Source organism: Mycobacterium sp. NPDC049093, assembly GCF_040704635.1.
Classification (GTDB): domain Bacteria; phylum Actinomycetota; class Actinomycetes; order Mycobacteriales; family Mycobacteriaceae; genus Mycobacterium.
The window spans coordinates 229,003-246,959 of sequence record NZ_JBEZJS010000008.1 but is presented as its reverse complement, the minus strand read 5'-3'; the positions used below and the strand labels follow the sequence as shown (position 1 = coordinate 246,959).

Here is a 17,957-nt window from a genome sequence, read left to right as displayed (position 1 = left end):
CGCTCAAATGAGCGATATCGATACCGACGTGGCCGACTTGCCAGGGGCCCCCGTGCTCAAACGCGAGCTGACCGACATCACCGACGAGGTACGCGCCATCGACGCGGCGCCCATCCCGGTTCTGGCCGAGCCGTATGACATCCGGCCGGCCGACGCCGATGCTGACGCCGAGTTGATCTCGGAGTGGATGAACCGTCCGCATCTGGTCGAAGCCTGGGAGTACGACTGGGCGCCCGAGCGGTGGCGGCGCTACCTGCAGGCCCAGCTGGACGGGCAGTACTCGCGGCCGTTGATCGCGAGCTTCCGCGGAAAGCCTGCCGGCTACGTCGAGTTGTACCGGGCGGCCAAGGATTCCATCGCACCCCGCTATGCCGCCGACCCGCACGACATCGGCATGCACGCCGCGATCGCCGATCTGAGATTCGTCAACCGCGGCATGGGCCCGATCCTGCTGCCGCGCATCGTGGCCAGTGTGTTCGAGCTCGACCCGGACTGCCGGCGGATCATGTTCGACCCGGACCATCGCAACACCGGCGCCCGCCGGCTGTGCGAGTGGGCGGGGTGTGAATTCCTGGGCGAGCACGAGATGTCGAACCGCCGCATGGCCCTCTATGCACTGCCGCGCACACCCGACGACGCCTTCGGCGCCGCCGGGTAGCGGGATTCGTTCAAGCTCCGGCGAATTCGGCGTACCCGTCGTAGTCGGGCTTCATGGCCGCGGCCACCAGCTCCCACAGCACCTCATCGGTGCCGCCGCCGACCCGGGCCAGCTTCATGTCGCGCCACCACTTGCCCAGCGGGGTCTCGTCGACGAGGTAGCCGGAGCCGCCGAAGATGTGCATGCACTCCGAGGCGACCTCCTCGCCCAGGCGTGCCGCGGTCACCTTGAAGGCCGCGGCGGCGCGGAGGTCGAGCTTGCCCTGCGTGGCCACCCCGGTCAGGGCGTACCGCAGCATGTCGACCCGCGCCTGCAGGTCAGCCATCCGCATCCGAAGCGCCTGGTGCTCGAAGAGCGTGTGACCGAATTGGCGACGTTTCATCATGCGTGCCAACGTGATTCCGAGGATGCGTTGTGACCCGGAGGCCACCTGCCCGGAAATCGACATCCGTTCGTGGGCCAGGCCCCAGGAGATCGCGGCGAGCCCGGTCCCGGCGCGAGCCACCAGATGGTCGGCCGGCACCCAGGTATCGATGTGCACTGCGGCGGTGTCCAGGGGGCCGTTGCCGACCTTGCGGTAGGGGGTCTGCACCTCGACCTGTGAAGTCGGGACGGCGATGACGACGACGTTGCCGTGCCTGCTCGTCGGGTCGTGGTCGACGTTGCGGGCCACCACCATGATGTGATCGGCGACCGGTGACAGTGAGACGAACTTCTTGATGCCCTTGATCTCGAAACCGTCTCGGGCCGTGCGGACTTCGGTCTCCACGATCTGCAGATCCGAACCGCCGGACTCTTCCGAGGCGGCGATGCACAGCACGGCCTCGCCGCGGACGGCTTGTTCGCAGATGGTGCGGAGCTGATCGGACTTGCCGAACCGGCGAAGCAGGGCGATGGCCGAATCATGCAGGCTGACACCCACGCCGATGCCCGAGGAACCGTTGCGGCCCAGTGCGTAGGCCAATTCGATCAGCTTGGCCACGTCGGGCTGCTGTCCGTCACCCCACTTCTCGGTGAACACCCCATTTCGGCCGAGGTGCTCGATGAGTGCACGCGGAAAGCGTTCGGTCTCTTCAGCTTCGGCGGTCCATGCCTTGACCTGGTCGTCGAACACCCGATCCAGCAGATCGCGGTACTCGTCGAGCGAGGTGGTGGCCGGTGACGGGGTGGGCACGGTGGCGGTCATGACTTCGCTGTCTCCAATTGTCGTTTGACCTCCAGGCGGCGCAGCTTGCCCGAGGAGGTGCGGGGGAGTGAGCCCGGTGTCAGGAACACCACGTCGGCGGGCACGATGCCGCATTCGGAGGCCACCTGTTGGATGACCTGGCTGCGGGCTCCGGCCTCGTCGGCGCCGCGGAATTCCGCCGCGATCACCAGACCGGACCGGACCGCCTTCTCGCCGGCGCCGACGGCTACCACCGCGCCTTCGCGAACGCCCTTGACCTGGGCGGCAACTCGTTCGATCTCGGTGGGGAAGATGTTGCGTCCGGCGACGGTGATCAGTTCCTTGGTGCGTCCACACACGACAAGTCCGCCGTCGACGAAGTAGCCCAGATCGCCGGTGGCGAACCAGTCGCCGGGGTGCAGCGGTTCCTGGCCGAGGTAACCCGACATCATCGAGGTGCCGCGGATCTCGATCTCGCCCACCTCGCGGTCGACGATGCCGGCGTTGTCTTCGCTGGGGCGCAGGCGCACCTCCATCCCGGCAATCGCCTCACCGAGGACCGCGAGTTGTTGCCGGTTGGAACCGGCATCGGTGGTGACGGTGATCTCGTCGATCACCACTCCGCGGCCGGGAACGGGAACCGTGACGGCACAGGATGATTCGGCCATGCCGTAGGACGGGGACAGGGCCCCGGGGTTGAAGCCGAAGCGGGCCAGTTCGGTGCCGAACCGGCTCGTCGCCTCACAGTCCACCGGCTCGCCGCCGTTGAGCGCGAACCGCAGGGCCGACAGGTCGAGATCGGTCAGCCGCCTGGAGTACTTGCCGATCAGCCCGTAGGCCATGTTCGGCGCGGCGGTCAGCGTGGCACGGCTCTCGGTAAGCCACCGCACCCAGCTGAACGGTGAGGCCGCGAACGCCGCGGTCGGCGCCTGCCAGACCTCGATGCCGCGGATCGCCCCGGTGAGCAGGAAGGTCAGGCCCATGTCGTGGTACAGCGGCAGCCAGGAGCAGCCGATGTCGCTGGACGACAGGCTGATCCGTTCGGCCAGTCCATTCAGATTGGCCAGTACCGCCGAAGGGGCCATCTGAGCGGTGCGTGGCGTGCCGGTGGAACCCGCCGTGCCTTGCAGGACCGCGCACGGGCCGGTTCCCAGCGGCAGCGTTGTGGAGCGTCGATCGTGTGCCACCGCGGCGTCGTCGTGGATGGCGACAGACGGCTCGGCCTTTTCCAGCAGATTCAGGTAGTCGCCGTGGCTGAATACGGTGCCCACGCCGATGTCGGCGAACCGCTTGAGAGTGGATTGCGCCCACTGGCCGGAGTCTGCGCCTCGGACGGGGCCGGGCAGTACCGAAAGGGCTGCGCCGGAAAGGAGGGCGCCGAGGACCGTCGCGATGCCTTCGACGGTGGGTTCACCGACCACGCCGACCGCCGTCGAACCGTCGTGACCGATCTGCTCGGCGACGTTCTCGGCACGGGCATACATCTGTGCCCAGGGGTGGCGGGTCCAGGTGCGCGCCTCCTGGTCGTACATCACCAGATCGGCGTCGCTCGCGGTCAACGACGCGGCGAGCGCCGTGGCCAGCACGCTCACTGGCTGCTCTGCGCGGCAGGCACTTTCGCCAGGATGGCCGCCTCGAGGTCTCCGACGGTGTCGCAGCTGAGCAGGTCTTCTTCGGACAGGACGACACCCAGCTTGTCCTCGATCGCCACCATGCCGACGGCGAAGGCCACCGAATCCAGGCCGGCGTCGTCGACGAGGCGGGATTCCCTGGTCACCCGGCGGACATCGACGTTCATGTCGTCGCGGAGGATCTCGGTGAGGGCGGCGCTGACCGCTTCGGGTGTTGTCGACTGCATGGGGTCGCACGGTACACGGCGAAGGAAAGCTAGGCTAGCCTTACCAAGCCTGCTGTGGGATTAGTAACTGAAGCGCGCCAGATCGGTGCCGCCGAAGCGCCGGCCGGCATCGACCACAGTCGCCGAGGGCACCATCTCGGCGCTGATCACGCCGTGCTCGCGGGTGAGTTCGTCGATGATGTCGAAGGCCCCGGCGATCCGTTCCGGGGTGTCCACCACGATCGTCGTCACCGGCACCTGACGCCCGAACTGAAACACCCGGTCACCGTGCGGCTTGTCGTCGCCGCTGAAACCCCACACCGCGCGCAGCACGGTGGCGCCGCCGGCGGCACCGGTCTGCATCAGCCTGCGGACGATCGCCCGGTGGATGGGCACCCCGTCGTGGTGCGCGGTCTCCGAGGTGTGCACCATCAACTTCTGCCACAGCCGTCGACCCTGGGCGTCGGTGGCAGGAAGTTCGGCCGGGCGGGTGAGCAACTGCCCGCCCCGCTTGCACAGTTGCGCCCGCTCGACGGTGAGCAGCGGATCGTTCGCCAGAAGTTCGGTGAGCTCACCGAGTACGGCGTTCACCTGCGCCCCGGTTCCGAGCCCGATGATCATCAGCGGCACGTCGGTGTTTCGGGCGAAGAACGCCGCGCGTCGACGCTGACCATGCGCGGTGCCGTCGACTCCGAGGAACACGGTGGCCCCCGCGAAGCCGCGCCGGTGCAGCAGGTCGCACACCGCACGGTAGGCCGGAGCTCCGCCGACCCGGTGATGACGGCCGACGTACACCGTCAGCTTGCAGGTATCGGTCACGGTCGGCGCGGGCGACCCGCGACGGATCAGCTGGGCCCGTTCGAGAGTGATCAGACCGCGGGGAATGAGATCGACGGTCTGCTCGGCCAGCGCGGAGATCTTGTCGGCGGCATCGACAGCGGCGATGGCGATCGGCGGATCCTCAGAGGCGGTCAACGTCTCGTCGGTGCGCAGGTGATGGTGCGGACCGAAGCTGGAGATCCCGCGCAGCATCACGCTGATCGCGATGTCGCTGCCGCCGTACAGATCCAAGAGCGCGTCGGCGACGAAGCGGTGTTCGTGACGCGACCGCTCGGCGAAATACGCGGTCAGCTTGAGGTAGTCGGTGGTGGTCACAAATGGCTCCCGAGAGACATGCCCAGCCATGCCGCGGTCAGGCCGAGCGCCACGCTGATACCGATGTTGCCCACTGCGGGCCAGACCCGACGCTCCTCGCCGAGGCGCTGGGTTTCCAGCATCCAGGTGGAGAACGTCGTGTAGGAGCCGACGAACGCGGTGCCCGCCAGCAGTGCGGCGTGCCGGTCCAGAGCCAGTCCGCCGAGGAAGCCGAGCAGAAAGGCGCCGCTGAGGTTGACCGCCAGGGTGCCGAACGGGAAGCCGCGGGTGTGGCGCGCGGACACCGCACGGTCGAGCAGGAACCGGCAGACCGCTCCGACGCCGCCCAGGAGCATCACGCCGGTCCACACCACGACGGTCGTCATCGGCGCACCGCCGCCCGACGCACCATCGCGGTTGCGATCGCCACCGCCAGCAGACCGGCGGCGATGCTGGCAGCGGTGTATCCCGCGGCCAACGCCCAGTTGCCGTGTCCGAGCATCGTGACCGTCTCGACCTGCATCGTGGAAAAAGTGGTCAGCCCGCCGCATACCCCGGTACCCAACAGCGGCCTGCGGTAACTGGACACCGGCAGCCGCTCCAGCAGTCGCGTGGTGAAGTAGCCGAGCAGGAACGCGCCGAGAATGTTCACGATGAACGTCGGCCACGGCCAATGTCCGGGTTCGGGTGCGGCGAGCACCGCCAGTCCTGCGCGGGCGAGGGTGCCCAGCGCGCCGCCGACGAAAACTGCGGCGAGTTCGCGGCCGTCGTGACGGGTCATGATGCAAAGTATGTCGGTCGCGAGCCCGACAGCTATCGTCGGCTCACTATGACGGCCCCGGATAATTCCGCACTTTCCGCGGTGCGGGTGGCTGCGCTGGGGCCGATCCGGGCGTGGGTGGCCGGCGAGCCCGTGGAACTCGGCGGTCGCAGGCAGCGATCGGTGTTGGCGCGGTTGGTATCCGCACACGGCGAAGTGGTGTCGGTCGACAGGCTCATCGACGACCTGTGGGAGGGGGAGCCGCCGCCGAAAGTGTTGTCATCGCTACAGGCCTACATCTCGCACCTCCGTCGCGTGCTCGAGCCGTGGCGCGAGCCGCGTACCGTGGCCGGCGTCATCGTCAGTGCTGCCCCGGGATACTGTCTGCGGCTGCCGGCCGAGGCCGTCGACGTGTGGTGTTTCGAGTCGAAAGTTTCTGCGGCAGAAAAGGAAGCCGACCCTGCCGAGCGGGCGCGACTGCTCGCAGATGCGCTCGAGGGCTGGTCGGGTGAGCCCTATGCGGAGGTGGCCGACGCGTTGTGGGCGGCCCCTGAAGTGGCCCGACTGACCGAATTGCGGTTGGCCACTACCGAATCGTATGCACAGACACAGTCGGTGCTGGGTCGCGATGCCACGGTCGTGCGGGTTCTGGAGCGCCACGCCCGCGATCACCCGGGCCGGGAGGTTGCGGCCGGGTTGCTCGCGACCGCGCTCTACCGCACCGGTCATCAGTCGGCGGCGCTGGACGTCTTACGCCGTACCCGAGAACACCTCATCGATGACCTCGGGCTCGAACCGGCGCGTCCGCTGCGGGACCTGGAATGCGACATCCTGCAGCAGGCCGATCACCTTGAGCCGATCCCACTGGCAGAGAGGCCTGTCGCGATTCCGCGGGTCGGACGAAAGCCGCCACCCTCGTGTGGGCGGACCGCTGAACTGGCGGCGATTGCACGGACCGCGGAAACGGTTGAGCGCGAAGGCGGTCGCGTGCTGTGGGTCTGTGGCGAGGTGGGCCTCGGCAAGACCACACTTGTCGATACCGCCGCCGAGCGGCTACGCGCGACCGGCTGGGCAGTGGCCTCGGGACGCTGCCCGGAGGTGGACGGTGCACCGCCGGGTTGGGCGTGGACGGAGGTCATCCGTGAATTCGTGGCCTCGTGCGAACCCGATCAGGTCGCGGCGTTGGGCCCGTTGTTGCACGACGGCGGGACGGCGAGCGCCGACAGCGGCGGCACGTTCTGGGTGGCCCACGCGCTTGCCGGCCTCCTCGGGCAGGTATCGGCCCGCCGACCGCTGGTCGTGGTGCTGGATGACCTGCACCGGACCGATGGCCTGACGCTGGAATTGCTGCGCTTCGTGACCGATCGACTCGGTGGTCATCGCGTACTGATCGTCGGTACCTACCGGTCCTCCGAATTGGGGCCGGAGCTGGAGGCGGCCCGCGCGGCGCTGGCCAACCACGCCGCCGTCCACCTCGAACTGGCGGGCCTCGACGAGCCGGCCACCGCGGAACTGGCTGCCGAGTACGGCCTTTCGGCGCTATCCGGCGAGACGCTGCGACTCCTGCGGGAGCGGACCGGCGGCAATCCGCTGTTCATCCGGGAACTGGCCCGGTTGATGGTTGCCGAGGGCGTGGAAGCCGGCAAGGGCGGCGTGCCGGTCGGGGTGCGTGATGTGTTGCGGCGCAGACTTGCCCGGCTGCCCGCGCCGACCGCCACGGCGCTGCGTCAGGCTGCGGTGCTCGGCCGCGACGTGGATCTCGACCTCCTGGGCGATCTCGCGCAAGGCAACTCAGAGGATCTGCTCGACGCGCTCGAACCGGCTGTGCTGGCCGGGCTTCTCGACGAGCCGGCGCCGGGACGGGCCAGGTTCGCCCACGCCTTGATCCGCGACACGATCTACGACGACATGTCCATCCTGCGCCGCACCCGGCTGCACGCTGCGGCCCTCGGACTACTGCGCCGGCCGGGAAGTTCAGCGGACTCCTCCTCACTCGCCTATCACGCCGTGGCCGCAGCGACGCCCGACACAGCAAGTGCAGCAGCTGATTTCGCGATGGCTGCTGCCCGCGAGGCCGACACCGTCGGCGCACCGGCGGAATCGGTGCGGCAGTGGCGGGCGACCGTTCGGATGCTGGATCTCGTCGGAGTCCGGCCCGCAGTCCCGCAGCCGGACATGCTGGAGCGGGCGGTTCTCGCCCGCTGTGGACTGGTCGCGGCTTTGGCCCGGGCCGGGGATGTCGTTTCGGCGCGCGACGAACAGAAGCGGACGTTGGCGCTGACAGTGGACAACGGCGCGCTGACGGTCGGCGCGCTCACCCTGTGGGATGCCCCGCTGGTGTGGCGGCTCCGGACCACCGACGCAGCCGACGAGGACATCGTGGTGCCGCTTCGTCGGGTACTTGCTCGCGATCATCCAGGACCCGTGCGGGCGCGACTGCTGTCGACGTTGTTCGCCGAGTTGGAGGGTGCGGATACGCCCGCCGCATTGCAGGCGAGTTCGGAGGCACTGGCGTTGGCACGTGCGGCGCACGCCGAGGCTCCCGACGTCTACGGCCGGTTGTTGTGCGCGGTGCTCAACGCCCGTGCCTTCGCCGCACTGGGCCCCGATCTTGCCGCCGAACGGGAAACGACGGCCGCCGAACTGCTCACAGTGGCCCAGGAGTGCGGTGCGGTCGACTACGAGGCGGTCGCACAGTGGCTGCTGTTCCTGTCCGCGGCGGGCCGCTCGGACCTGGCTGCCGCCTTGGACCGGGTCGATCTCGCTGTGGCGCGGGCAGGTACCGGCCAGTTGGGTTACCTGCTGGGGGTGCTCGACGTGTTCGAGGCGCAGTTGACGGTGCTGGCGGGCCGGCCCGACGAGGGGGAGCGCCGATACGCTGCGGCGGCCGCTCAACTGTCCGAACACGGCGCGCCCAACGGCGCGTTGATGGCGCTCGTCGGACGGTTGACGGGGGCTCTGTTCCGCAACGACCTCGCTCCGCTGGCCGACGAACTGCTCGCCGTTCACAACATGGTGTCGAAGACGGTCACCGACGCCGCGGTCCTGGCGTTGCTGGCCTCGGGAAGAACCGATGAAGCACAACAGGTCTGGGCCCAGCGCGAGCCGGTGGAGCGGTCCTACTACTGGCTGGCGATGACCACGCTGCGCGCACACGCGTCGGCGGCCATCGGCGACGAGGCGGTCGCCAAGGCGACTGCCGAAGAGCTGTTGCCCTACTCCGGGCGGATGGCTGGGCTCGACAACGGCACCCTGCTCACCGGACCCGTCGACGAGGCGCTGGCCGCCGTCGCCGAACTGACCGGCAATGCCGAGCAGGCGCGCCGGTATCGCGCCGATGCCGCTGCCCTCCGTCAGCGTCTCGGGGCGGACGCCGCCCGGGTGCTCAGCCGAACACCCGACGGTCGAATCGCCGGTGGCGCACCGACAACACGGTGATCAGCGCGAGCAGTATCGGACTAACGGTTTCGGACAGTGCGACGCGCTCCTGCTCGGTCATCACCGCCACGGTGCGTGGTCCGTCGAACGACATCCGCCCGCTCCGTTGGGCAGCCTTTTCGACGGCGGCCCAGTCGTCGACAGACACGTACTGCCGGATCACCGGGAAGATCTCCCGTTCTTCGTCGGCAATGTGTTCATGCAGCAGTCCGTGCAGCTCGGTGAGGCCGGCGGCCAGCGGTGCCGCTGATTCGCTGTCGCCGACATTCAGCCGGAACCCGGCCGCCAGCGCGCGCAACCGGTCCAACCGCGGGTCGAGTGCCGCGTGGTCCTCGGTCAGCTCGGTCAGGTCGACGCTCCCGCCGGCGGAGGCTTCGATCATCGGCCACAGGATCTGGTCCTCCGTCGTGTGGTGGTGATGAACCGAGTCGCACAGCAGGTTCACATACCGGGCGACGGCGCGAGCGCGTCGGGGCGTGCACGTCATCCCTCCGTCCGCGAAAGCCGAGGTCAAAGTTGCGACGCGGCCGACGTCGGTGACCATGGCGCGGTGCGCAAGGCTGATACCGAGGAGGTCGGGCTCGGGGTCGCCGGGACGCCGCGCGGTGACGTTGACGAGCCGTGTGGGTTGCATCGGAGTGTTCACGGCAGACACGTTGCCGGGCCACACTTGTAACCGACTTGTGTAAGGCTTGCTGTGACCGTCGAACGCTAGTTGTCGGAGGGAAATCGGGAACCATGGCTGCCAATCCCCGCGCCGGGCAACCGGCTCAACCCGAGGATCTGATCGACATCGCCGAGGTGGTGACCGCGTACTACACCAGGCGGCCCGATCCCGACGACATCGCCCAGCAGGTGGTGTTCGGCACCTCCGGGCATCGCGGCTCCAGTCTGGACACCGCGTTCAACGAAGGCCACATCCTGGCCACCACACAGGCGATCGTCGAGTACCGCGCCGCGCAGGGCACCACCGGCCCGTTGTTCCTCGGCCGCGATACCCACGCGCTGTCGGAACCGGCCTGGGCCTCGGCACTGGAGGTGCTGGCCGCCAATGACGTTGTGGCGATGATCGATTCGGCCGATCGCTATACCCCAACACCGGCCGTCAGCCACGCCATCCTGACCTTCAACCGGGGCCGCGACGCCGACCTGGCCGACGGCATCGTCGTCACCCCATCCCACAACCCGCCGCGCGACGGCGGCTTCAAGTACAACCCGCCCAACGGCGGCCCCGCCGACACCGACGCCACGAGCTGGATTGCCAAGCGCGCCAACGAGATCCTGCGTGACGGGTTCAAGGACGTGAAACGCATGCCGCTGTCGCGGGCGGTGCAGATGGCCCAGCGTCACGATTACCTCGACGCCTACGTCGCGGATCTGGCCAATGTGGTGGATCTGCACGCGATCCGGGCCGAGGGCATCCGCATCGGTGCCGACCCGCTCGGCGGTGCCAGCGTCGATTACTGGGGCGCCATCGCCGAGCGGTACAACCTCGACCTGACCGTGGTGAACCCGCTGGTGGATGCGACGTGGCGGTTCATGACCCTGGATACCGACGGCAAGATCCGGATGGATTGCAGTTCACCGAATGCCATGGCTGGGCTTGTTTCGAAAGTCATCGGCCACCCCGACACCTATCAGATCGCCACCGGCAACGACGCGGACTCCGACCGGCACGGCATCGTCACCCCGGACGGCGGGCTGATGAACCCCAACCACTATCTGGCCGTCGCCATCGACTACCTCTACACCCACCGGCCCAACTGGCCGGGGGCCACCGCGGTGGGCAAGACCGCGGTGAGCAGTTCGATCATCGACCGGGTGGTGGCCGGCCTGGACCGCAAGCTGGTCGAGGTGCCGGTCGGGTTCAAGTGGTTCGTCGACGGGCTGATCGGCGGCGGTATCGGGTTCGGCGGCGAGGAGAGCGCGGGGGCCTCGTTCCTGCGCATGGACGGGTCGACCTGGACCACCGACAAGGACGGCATCATCCTGGCGCTGCTGGCCTCGGAGATCCTGGCGGTCACCGGGTCGACGCCGTCGCAGCGGTATGCCGAACTGGCCGAACGTTACGGGTCGCCCACCTATGCACGCATCGATGCGCCGGCTGACCGGGACCAGAAGGCACGGTTGGCCAAGCTCTCACCCGAGCAGGTCAGCGCCACCGAACTGGCCGGTGAACCCATCACCGCGAAGCTGACCGCCGCGCCGGGCAACGGGGCGGCGCTGGGCGGGCTGAAGGTCACGACGGAGAACGCCTGGTTCGCCGCCCGGCCGTCGGGCACCGAGGACGTCTACAAGATCTACGCCGAGTCCTTCCTCGGTCCTGACCATCTGGCGGAGGTGCAGGAGGCCGCCAAGGATGTGGTTAATACAGTCATTGGGTGAGCGTTACGGAGGGCGACTGTCAGCCCGACACCAAGGCGAAGCTGCCCGGTGAAGTCTGGGTCCTGATCGTCGCCAACGCCGTCATCGCGCTCGGTTACGGCGTGGTGGCGCCGGTGCTGCCGGCCTACGCCCGCCACTTCGGGGTCAGCATCAGCGCCGCGACCTTCGTCATCACCGCGTTCGCCCTGATGAGGCTGTGTTTCGCCCCGGCCACCGGGGTCCTGATCCAGCGGCTGGGGGAGCGCCGGATCTACGTGTGGGGGCTGCTGATCGTCGCCGTCACCACGGGTGCCTGCGCGTTCGCGCAGACGTATTGGCAGCTGCTGCTGTTCCGGTCCCTGGGCGGTGTCGGCTCGACCATGTTCTTCGTCTCGGCGCTGGGCCTGATGATCCGGGTGAGCCCCGAGGATGCCCGCGGTCGCGTGGCCGGCATGTTCTCCTCGGCGTTTCTGGTCGGCTCGGTCGGCGGGCCGGTACTCGGCAGCCTCACCGCGGGGCTCGGCCTGAACGCGCCGTTCGTGATCTACGGTGCCGCCCTGCTGGTGGCGGCCGCGGTGGTGTTCATCAGCCTGCGGCACTCGTCGCTGGCCGCGCCCGCACCCGACGAAGGTCCGAAGGTGACCGTGCGCACGGCGCTGCGCAACCGCGCCTACCGGGCCGCGCTGTTGTCGAATTTCGCCACCGGGTGGTCGGCCTTCGGGCTCCGAATTGCCTTGGTGCCGTTGTTCATCGTCGACGTACTGCACCGCGGGCCCGGGATGGCAGGCCTGGCGCTGGCCACCTTCGCCGTCGGCAACGTGTCGGCGGTGATCCCCAGCGGTTACCTCTCCGACCGGGTGGGGCGACGCCTGCTGCTGATCGTGGGGCTCACCGCGGCCGGGATCTCGACCGTGATGGTCGGGTTCACCGACGGGCTGACGCTGTTTCTGGTGAGCGCCTACATCGCGGGCTTCTCGACCGGCATCTTCACCGCGCCACAGCAGGCCGCGGTGGCCGACATCATCGGAAACAAGGCCCGCGGCGGCACCGCGGTGGCGACATTCCAGATGATGGCCGACGTCGGATCGGTCGGCGGCTCGCTGCTGGTCGGGCTGATCGCGCAGTACCTGTCGTTCTCGTGGGCCTTCGTGATCAGCGGGGTGATTCTCCTGGTGGCTGCGCTGGGCTGGGTCTTCGCTCCGGAGACCCGCGGAAGGCCGTCTGCCGAGCACACTCCGGCCCGCGCGCTGGGGCCGGAGGCCGGTGGAGAGGTTCCCTGACCAGCGATTTTGAACCTGGGGTAGCCGTGGTGTAACTTCGTGGGGCACCACAAACGGGGCTATGGCGCAGTTGGTAGCGCACCACACTGGCAGTGTGGGGGTCAGGGGTTCGAATCCCCTTAGCTCCACAAATAAATAGGGTCTGACCAGCGAAAACGCAAATCAGACAGAAAAACAACCGGGGAAAACAACATTCCGCCCGGTAAGATGCGGCTCATGGCGTCCGTCCGTGAGGTTCCGCGCAAAGACAAGACCACCGCGTACACGGTGGTCTTTCGTCATTCAGGCAAGCAGCGCGCCCTGGCCTTCGACACCCGCAAGTCCGCAGACGCTCTCGCATCACTGATCAACGCGCACGGCCCGGACAAGGCGCTCGAAATGCACGGCATCGAACTGCGCGACCGCGCCACCGCGGAAGTTAAACCGCTCACAGTCTCCGAGTGGATCCGCCACCACATCGACCACCTGACCGGTGTCGAGCAGTACACGATCGACAAGTACAACGCCTACCTGCAGAACGACATCGGGCCCGCGTTCGGAGACAAGCCCCTGGCGCAGCTCACCGAGGAAGACATCGCCGTGTGGGTGAAGGCGATGGAAACCACCGGCGGCCGCGGCGGCACCGGGCACTCACCGAAGACACTGCGCAACAAATACGGCTTCCTCTCCGGGGCGCTGAATGCCGCGGTCCCGAAGCACATCCCCGCCAACCCCGCCGCCGGCCGGAAACTCCCGCGGGGCACCGCCGACGACGACCACGACATGCGGATGCTGTCCCGTGACGAATTCGCCGCCCTCCACGGCGCCATCCCGCAACGGTGGAAGCTGATGGTGGAGTTCATGGTCGCCACCGGAATGCGATGGGGTGAAGTGTCAGCGCTGCAGCCCAAGCACGTGAGCCTGAAGGCAGGAACGGTGCAGGTGCGGCAGGCGTGGAAGTACTCCAGCAAGGGCTACCACCTGGGCCCGCCGAAGACGAAACGCTCACGTCGCACCGTCGACGTACCCACCCGCCTATTGAAGAAGCTGGACCTGTCGGGGGAGTACGTGTTCACGAACACCGACGCCGGCCCGGTGCGGTATCAGCGGTTCTGGCGTGACGTGTGGAACCCCGCGGTCGCGGCGGCCGAACTGGATCCGAAACCCACCCCGCACGACCTGCGCCACACCTACGCCTCATGGCAACTGCTCGGCGGCACCCCGATCACCGTTGTGTCCAGGCAGCTCGGCCACGAATCCATCCAGGTCACCGTGGACCTCTACACGGACGTTGACCGGACCAGTTCCCGCCAGGCCGCGGACTTCATGGACAAAATGCTGGGCTAGTCAGGCGACGTTGCGGCCGTTAGCTTCTGGGATCGCTCCGGCGATCATCATGATGCCCTCGATTAGCAGCCAGATTGAGAGCGGCACCAAGATCACGATCCCCAGCCCGAACAGTCCCAACCCGAACAACCCACAGAGCCCAAGAACGAGCTGCACCACGCCAATTGTCGTGTATCCCAGATAGAACCGGCCAAGGCCGAACCAGCCGAGGAACAGTTGCAGCAGGCCGGCTACCGCTCCAGACTTCGCGGGTGCCTGCATCTGGACAACTTGCAGCGGGGCCGACTGGAGTGGGGCGAGTTGGTCAGTCCAGGCGTTGCCGTCAAAGTAGCGTTGTGTCGGCGCCCCGTCAGGATCTGGATACCAGCCAGCCGATGGCTTCGGAGGCGGTGGGGTCCGCTTCACGGCCGCCGTTTTGGGTTTGGCGACCGCGGTCTCTGCTGGAGCCTTGGCCAGCTTGCTGATCGGCATGGGTGAGGTCTCTTGGCATTTCACGCACCGGAATGACTTCGCTTCACCCTTAGTGGTCAGGCGGGCTTTGCACTTTGGACAAGTGACGGTGATGCTCACGATTCCCCCTTGCCGCGAGTCGATACCCGGCGAAGTCTATTGACGGTGACGGAATCGTATTCCAGTGCAGCCCGACTGGTGATCAGGTTGACCAAGAGCTGGTAGTAGCGGGTCGGCGAGAGTCCGAGGACTCGGACCGCGTCCTCCTTGCCGCCAGCCGTGGCGAACCACTCGCGTTCCAGATCGAGCATCGCGCGCTGCTGATCGGTCAAGGGATCCACAGCCACTCATCTCCGAACTCGTGCTCCAACGCTGCAGTCTCGATCGGGTCGAGGGACTGCATGCGGACCTGGATGGTGTGGCGGTCAACCCACAGTTCGTCGGCGAGAGTGTCCGGGTCGCGGGTAGCCCGCAGCGCCCGGGCGAGATCCTCAATCGGCACGAGCCGGCGCGCCGACAGCTCGTCGACAATCCGCTCTTCGCGCACCCGCAGGCTGGGCGCCGGGACGCCGCGGTCGAGGTGCTGCAGCTCGTGCGTGAGCGTGCATCTTCGTTCGGCTTGGGTGAGTGTGGAGCAAAGCCAGATGATGTCACCCTTGAGCAAGGCTCGGATGCCGCTGGGGAGGCGGTGTGCGGTGACGATGCTTACGTGCGGGTACCGCTGCGCTGCGGTCTTCCACGGATGCCACATGCCGCAGAAGCTAACTGTTGCCACCGACAAGTGGTTGAATCGGAAATGACCCTTGACCTGGAACTACACGCGTGTTATTTGCGTTCTCGCCGCAGTGGAAAAGCCTTCACTACCGCCTGCGAGCTGCGTTTGATCTCCATCGCTGATGGACTAGTGAGCAGGCGCATCCGATCAATCAGCGCTGACCAGTTCGACAGATAGAGCGCGGTCAGTTCAGCAATCAGGTCGACACCCTCAGCGCTCGGTGCGGTGTGCCCAATCCAGTGCAATCCGCACTCGTGGAGCTTGTCTGCCTCGCTCTGATTTGTCTCGGGATCGATCCGGCGAAGCTGTTGCCGGTCTCGCGTGATAAGGCCACTGAACTCTCGCGCTTGAAGTTGCTCAAACAGGGGAATGTCCTTGAGCCCAAGTAGTCCCTCCTGCTGAGGGGTGTGAAGTGTGGCGCCGAGGGATCCATAGATCCGGTTCACGTGCTCAACGAAGTACGGTGACTCATTTTCATCGACATAGATCTTCACGAGGCCCGTACCTCGTCGTCCCAATCGAGAGCATCTGTGGCCGCAGCTTCAGAGACGCCAGGGAAGAAGTTGTGCACCTCGCACGCTGGAACGCCGCGCGGCCCACGCTGCAGGCTGGCGACAGTGTCATATCCAACCCGGGTGCCGCGGATGCAGGGCCAACCTCCCATGCGACCGGGCTCCAAGTCGACTTCGTGACGTGGACGCAAGAAAGCGCTCACTGGCTTGTCCTTGAAATTGCGGAACGGTTCGAAGACCTGCTCCAAGCCCGCGATAACTACCTGCCCTGGGATCTTTACCAGGTCGATTGCCCGGTCATCTTCCATCAAGAAGATGGAATCGCCGTCCGTCACCAACTTGTAAGCCGACGGGTGGTCGGTGTAGTTGAACCGCTCCAAGGTGTCCATTGCAACCCGAATTCGCTGCAGCGAGGTTTTCGCACGGATGTAAGACAGCATCCGCAACGCCGTGAGGTCACGGAAGGAGTAGAGAGCAACAGGCTTCGATCCATGCTCGGGCGCGAGTAGCACTGGCGGCCGGCGCCAGGTCGCGAGCTGGGCTCGGGTGGCGCCAGTAAGTGCAACGGTCAACTCGACTGGGAATGCCATGTCAGATCACCTCCTTTCCGTTTCGGACCCAGCCGGTCCAACCAGTTTTGAGTGTCCCATGGTGCTCACACAACGTCATTCGGACTCACTGGTACTCACTTGGACGCATTGGTACTCACTGGTCCTCATCATCGGACTGCTTGTATCCCTGCGATGCCGCGTCCGCCTCATCGAACGTTGGCGGTGGGGGACTCTGGCCCCAAATCACCGGCCGAACAACATTGCCCACATAGGCCGGCGGATATGCACGTAGGTGCCCTTCGACCTGGGCGAGCATGTTGCGAATCGTCGTGGCCTCGACCTCGGCGATCGTGTTGTTCATTTCGGCGGCGTCGACGTACGCCAACATTGAGTCCCGTGCCCGCCGCAGCAGTTCGGCTTCGCCCTTAAGGATCCCAACCATGCCGGTCGGCGTATCGCGAATAGGCCCCAGCTCACGATGGAGGGTGTCAAGTTCTGCGGCCAGATCGAACGATGGATCGATAGTTCCGAGGAGTCGAAACAGTTCCCGGAGTGTCCTAGTGGAGTCGGCCATCACCTGTTCTTCGGCATCTGAGAACAGCTTCTCGGTCGATGCTCCGAACGCGATGTCCAGTCGAGAACCACCCGCTACCGCTCCAGCCTCCTTGCCTTCGTTCGCTTTGCCCGATGCTCCCGCCGGCGTGGACGAATCAGAGGTGATATCTGGTTGATCGGCATAGTGTTCGTCTTCCTCTGGCGTGAAAACTCGAACTAGGCGCACGACCGCATCACGTTGTTCGGGTGTGAGTTTTCGGGCCGATGGCGGCAGCATGACCGCCAGGTCGGACTGAGCCACTCCCGACTCAATGGGCAGTCCAAGACTCTTGGCCATCGCCAAGACGACTACTGCCACATCGACCTCTAGAGCTTCGGCCATCGCTTTGATGGTGGCCGGCTCACTGAACTCCTTGATGCGTGCACCTGTGCCGAGCTGTTGCCAGCGCTGGCGGGATATGACGTACCCGGCCATCCGCTCGTAATCGCCATAGGAGCGATTGCGGAGGTTCTTCTGCTCAGTGATGAGCTGTTGAAGGTTGGGCACGGACTGATCGTTCGTCGCCGCTTGTTCGTCTGGCAATCCCAACGCCTTCCATGCCGCCTACCCGTATGGCAAAGGCTCATAGCGGCTAGGTGCCTACTGACTTGTCGTGCCAATCATCCATGAAAGCCACTGGCTGCGGAATTACATATGTGTAGTCCACTTGCGTCCCGCCTACTAGTAGGCGCATACTCGACAAGTCGCGCTTGACAAGTAGGCGCCTAGCACTGGATGATTGGAGAGTGAGCCAGAGATGGCGAGCACGGTTACACGATTCAAGAGACGACCGAAGGGAACGTGGATGCGACTGCGCAGCGCGGAACTACTTCGGGCGTTCGTCGGACCCGAGCCCGACAAGCGCATGTCCGGTCGAAAGCTCGCCCGCGCCGCGGGGAAACATCCGAGCTTCATCAACCACCTCACTGCTGGCCGTGAGACCAGTTGCACACCGCAGACCGCGGATCGCATCGCGGATGCCCTCGGCGTCCCGACCGATGTGCTTTTCGAGGAGCGACTGACAAGTGCTGAGCGCCCAAGCGGCAAGTCGGGGAAGTCGACAGCCGCATAACAAAAGGCCCCACCCGCGGGAACGGGTGAGGCCACCGACA

At 66.4% G+C, this 17,957-nt stretch carries 19 protein-coding genes and 1 tRNA gene; 7 read left to right on the top strand and 13 right to left on the bottom strand.

The window, feature by feature from the left end:
- Positions 1-7: 7 nt before the first annotated feature.
- Complete coding sequence (locus AB0876_RS29035; RefSeq protein ID WP_055112327.1) at positions 8-658, top strand: GNAT family N-acetyltransferase; 651 nt, start codon at positions 8-10, stop codon at positions 656-658.
- Between the two features lie 10 nt (positions 659-668).
- Here the strand turns inward: AB0876_RS29035 and mbtN are convergent, their stop codons facing one another.
- From mbtN to crcB (AB0876_RS29005), 6 genes are read right to left on the bottom strand one after another with little or no spacing between them, the layout of a single operon-like run.
- A complete protein-coding gene (mbtN, locus tag AB0876_RS29030) occupies positions 669-1,844 on the bottom strand; it encodes a mycobactin biosynthesis acyl-ACP dehydrogenase MbtN (protein ID WP_526043623.1) in 1,176 nt (391 codons plus the stop codon).
- The gene (gene mbtM, locus AB0876_RS29025) at positions 1,841-3,406 is read right to left on the bottom strand and encodes a long-chain-fatty acid--ACP ligase MbtM (RefSeq protein WP_491839308.1); all 1,566 of its coding nucleotides are present in this window, start codon (positions 3,404-3,406) and stop codon (positions 1,841-1,843) included. Before mbtM ends, mbtN begins: the two co-directional genes overlap by 4 nt.
- Before the next feature lie 5 nt (positions 3,407-3,411).
- On the bottom strand, positions 3,412-3,681 hold the full coding sequence (gene mbtL, locus AB0876_RS29020; RefSeq protein ID WP_055112333.1) for a mycobactin biosynthesis acyl carrier protein MbtL: 270 nt from the start codon (positions 3,679-3,681) through the stop codon (positions 3,412-3,414).
- A gap of 60 nt (positions 3,682-3,741) precedes the next feature.
- Positions 3,742-4,845, bottom strand: a complete 1,104-nt coding sequence (locus AB0876_RS29015; RefSeq protein WP_526043622.1) for a DUF190 domain-containing protein — start codon at positions 4,843-4,845, stop codon at positions 3,742-3,744.
- Positions 4,812-5,180: a fluoride efflux transporter CrcB gene (gene crcB / locus AB0876_RS29010; protein ID WP_055112336.1), complete on the bottom strand. Its 369-nt coding sequence runs from the start codon at positions 5,178-5,180 to the stop codon at positions 4,812-4,814. The genes AB0876_RS29015 and crcB (AB0876_RS29010) overlap by 34 nt, the downstream gene beginning before the upstream one ends.
- Complete coding sequence (gene crcB, locus AB0876_RS29005) at positions 5,177-5,575, bottom strand: fluoride efflux transporter CrcB (RefSeq protein ID WP_491838382.1); 399 nt, start codon at positions 5,573-5,575, stop codon at positions 5,177-5,179. Before crcB (AB0876_RS29005) ends, crcB (AB0876_RS29010) begins: the two co-directional genes overlap by 4 nt.
- 48 nt (positions 5,576-5,623) lie before the next feature.
- On the opposite strand from crcB (AB0876_RS29005), the gene AB0876_RS29000 reads away from it, so the two are divergent.
- Positions 5,624-8,992 carry an ATP-binding protein gene (locus AB0876_RS29000; protein WP_526043621.1) on the top strand — a complete coding sequence of 1,123 codons (3,369 nt, stop codon included), beginning with the start codon at positions 5,624-5,626 and terminating at the stop codon, positions 8,990-8,992.
- Here AB0876_RS29000 and AB0876_RS28995 read toward each other — a convergent pair.
- Positions 8,940-9,638, bottom strand: a complete 699-nt coding sequence (locus AB0876_RS28995) for a hemerythrin domain-containing protein (protein ID WP_491838384.1) — start codon at positions 9,636-9,638, stop codon at positions 8,940-8,942. The two genes, AB0876_RS29000 and AB0876_RS28995, sit on opposite strands and share 53 nt — an antisense overlap.
- Positions 9,639-9,730: 92 nt before the next feature.
- On the opposite strand from AB0876_RS28995, the gene pgm reads away from it, so the two are divergent.
- From pgm to AB0876_RS28975, 4 genes are all read left to right on the top strand, one after another.
- Positions 9,731-11,377: a phosphoglucomutase (alpha-D-glucose-1,6-bisphosphate-dependent) gene (pgm, locus tag AB0876_RS28990; RefSeq protein ID WP_491838385.1), complete on the top strand. Its 1,647-nt coding sequence runs from the start codon at positions 9,731-9,733 to the stop codon at positions 11,375-11,377.
- Positions 11,374-12,636 (top strand): MFS transporter, encoded by a 1,263-nt coding sequence (locus tag AB0876_RS28985; RefSeq protein ID WP_491838386.1) that lies wholly within the window; start codon positions 11,374-11,376, stop codon positions 12,634-12,636. Before pgm ends, AB0876_RS28985 begins: the two co-directional genes overlap by 4 nt.
- A 55-nt stretch (positions 12,637-12,691) precedes the next feature.
- Positions 12,692-12,764: transfer RNA gene (locus tag AB0876_RS28980), tRNA-Ala, on the top strand.
- Positions 12,765-12,852: 88 nt separating this feature from the next.
- Positions 12,853-13,962 (top strand): site-specific integrase, encoded by a 1,110-nt coding sequence (locus AB0876_RS28975; RefSeq protein WP_526043620.1) that lies wholly within the window; start codon positions 12,853-12,855, stop codon positions 13,960-13,962.
- Here the strand turns inward: AB0876_RS28975 and AB0876_RS28970 are convergent, their stop codons facing one another.
- From AB0876_RS28970 to AB0876_RS28945, 6 genes are all read right to left on the bottom strand, one after another.
- Complete coding sequence (locus tag AB0876_RS28970) at positions 13,963-14,532, bottom strand: TM2 domain-containing protein (RefSeq protein WP_526043619.1); 570 nt, start codon at positions 14,530-14,532, stop codon at positions 13,963-13,965.
- On the bottom strand, positions 14,529-14,753 hold the full coding sequence (locus tag AB0876_RS28965) for a DUF3263 domain-containing protein (RefSeq protein ID WP_526043618.1): 225 nt from the start codon (positions 14,751-14,753) through the stop codon (positions 14,529-14,531). The genes AB0876_RS28970 and AB0876_RS28965 overlap by 4 nt, the downstream gene beginning before the upstream one ends.
- Complete coding sequence (locus AB0876_RS28960) at positions 14,741-15,163, bottom strand: hypothetical protein (protein WP_526043617.1); 423 nt, start codon at positions 15,161-15,163, stop codon at positions 14,741-14,743. Before AB0876_RS28960 ends, AB0876_RS28965 begins: the two co-directional genes overlap by 13 nt.
- A 74-nt stretch (positions 15,164-15,237) precedes the next feature.
- A complete protein-coding gene (locus AB0876_RS28955; protein WP_526043616.1) occupies positions 15,238-15,681 on the bottom strand; it encodes a hypothetical protein in 444 nt (147 codons plus the stop codon).
- Positions 15,678-16,289, bottom strand: a complete 612-nt coding sequence (locus AB0876_RS28950) for a DUF433 domain-containing protein (RefSeq protein ID WP_526043615.1) — start codon at positions 16,287-16,289, stop codon at positions 15,678-15,680. Before AB0876_RS28950 ends, AB0876_RS28955 begins: the two co-directional genes overlap by 4 nt.
- A gap of 115 nt (positions 16,290-16,404) precedes the next feature.
- Complete coding sequence (locus AB0876_RS28945; protein ID WP_526043614.1) at positions 16,405-17,388, bottom strand: hypothetical protein; 984 nt, start codon at positions 17,386-17,388, stop codon at positions 16,405-16,407.
- A 262-nt stretch (positions 17,389-17,650) separates the two neighbouring features.
- Here AB0876_RS28945 and AB0876_RS28940 point away from each other — a divergent pair, with 262 nt between their 5' ends.
- Positions 17,651-17,917, top strand: a complete 267-nt coding sequence (locus AB0876_RS28940; protein ID WP_526043613.1) for a helix-turn-helix domain-containing protein — start codon at positions 17,651-17,653, stop codon at positions 17,915-17,917.
- Positions 17,918-17,957 lie beyond the last annotated feature (40 nt).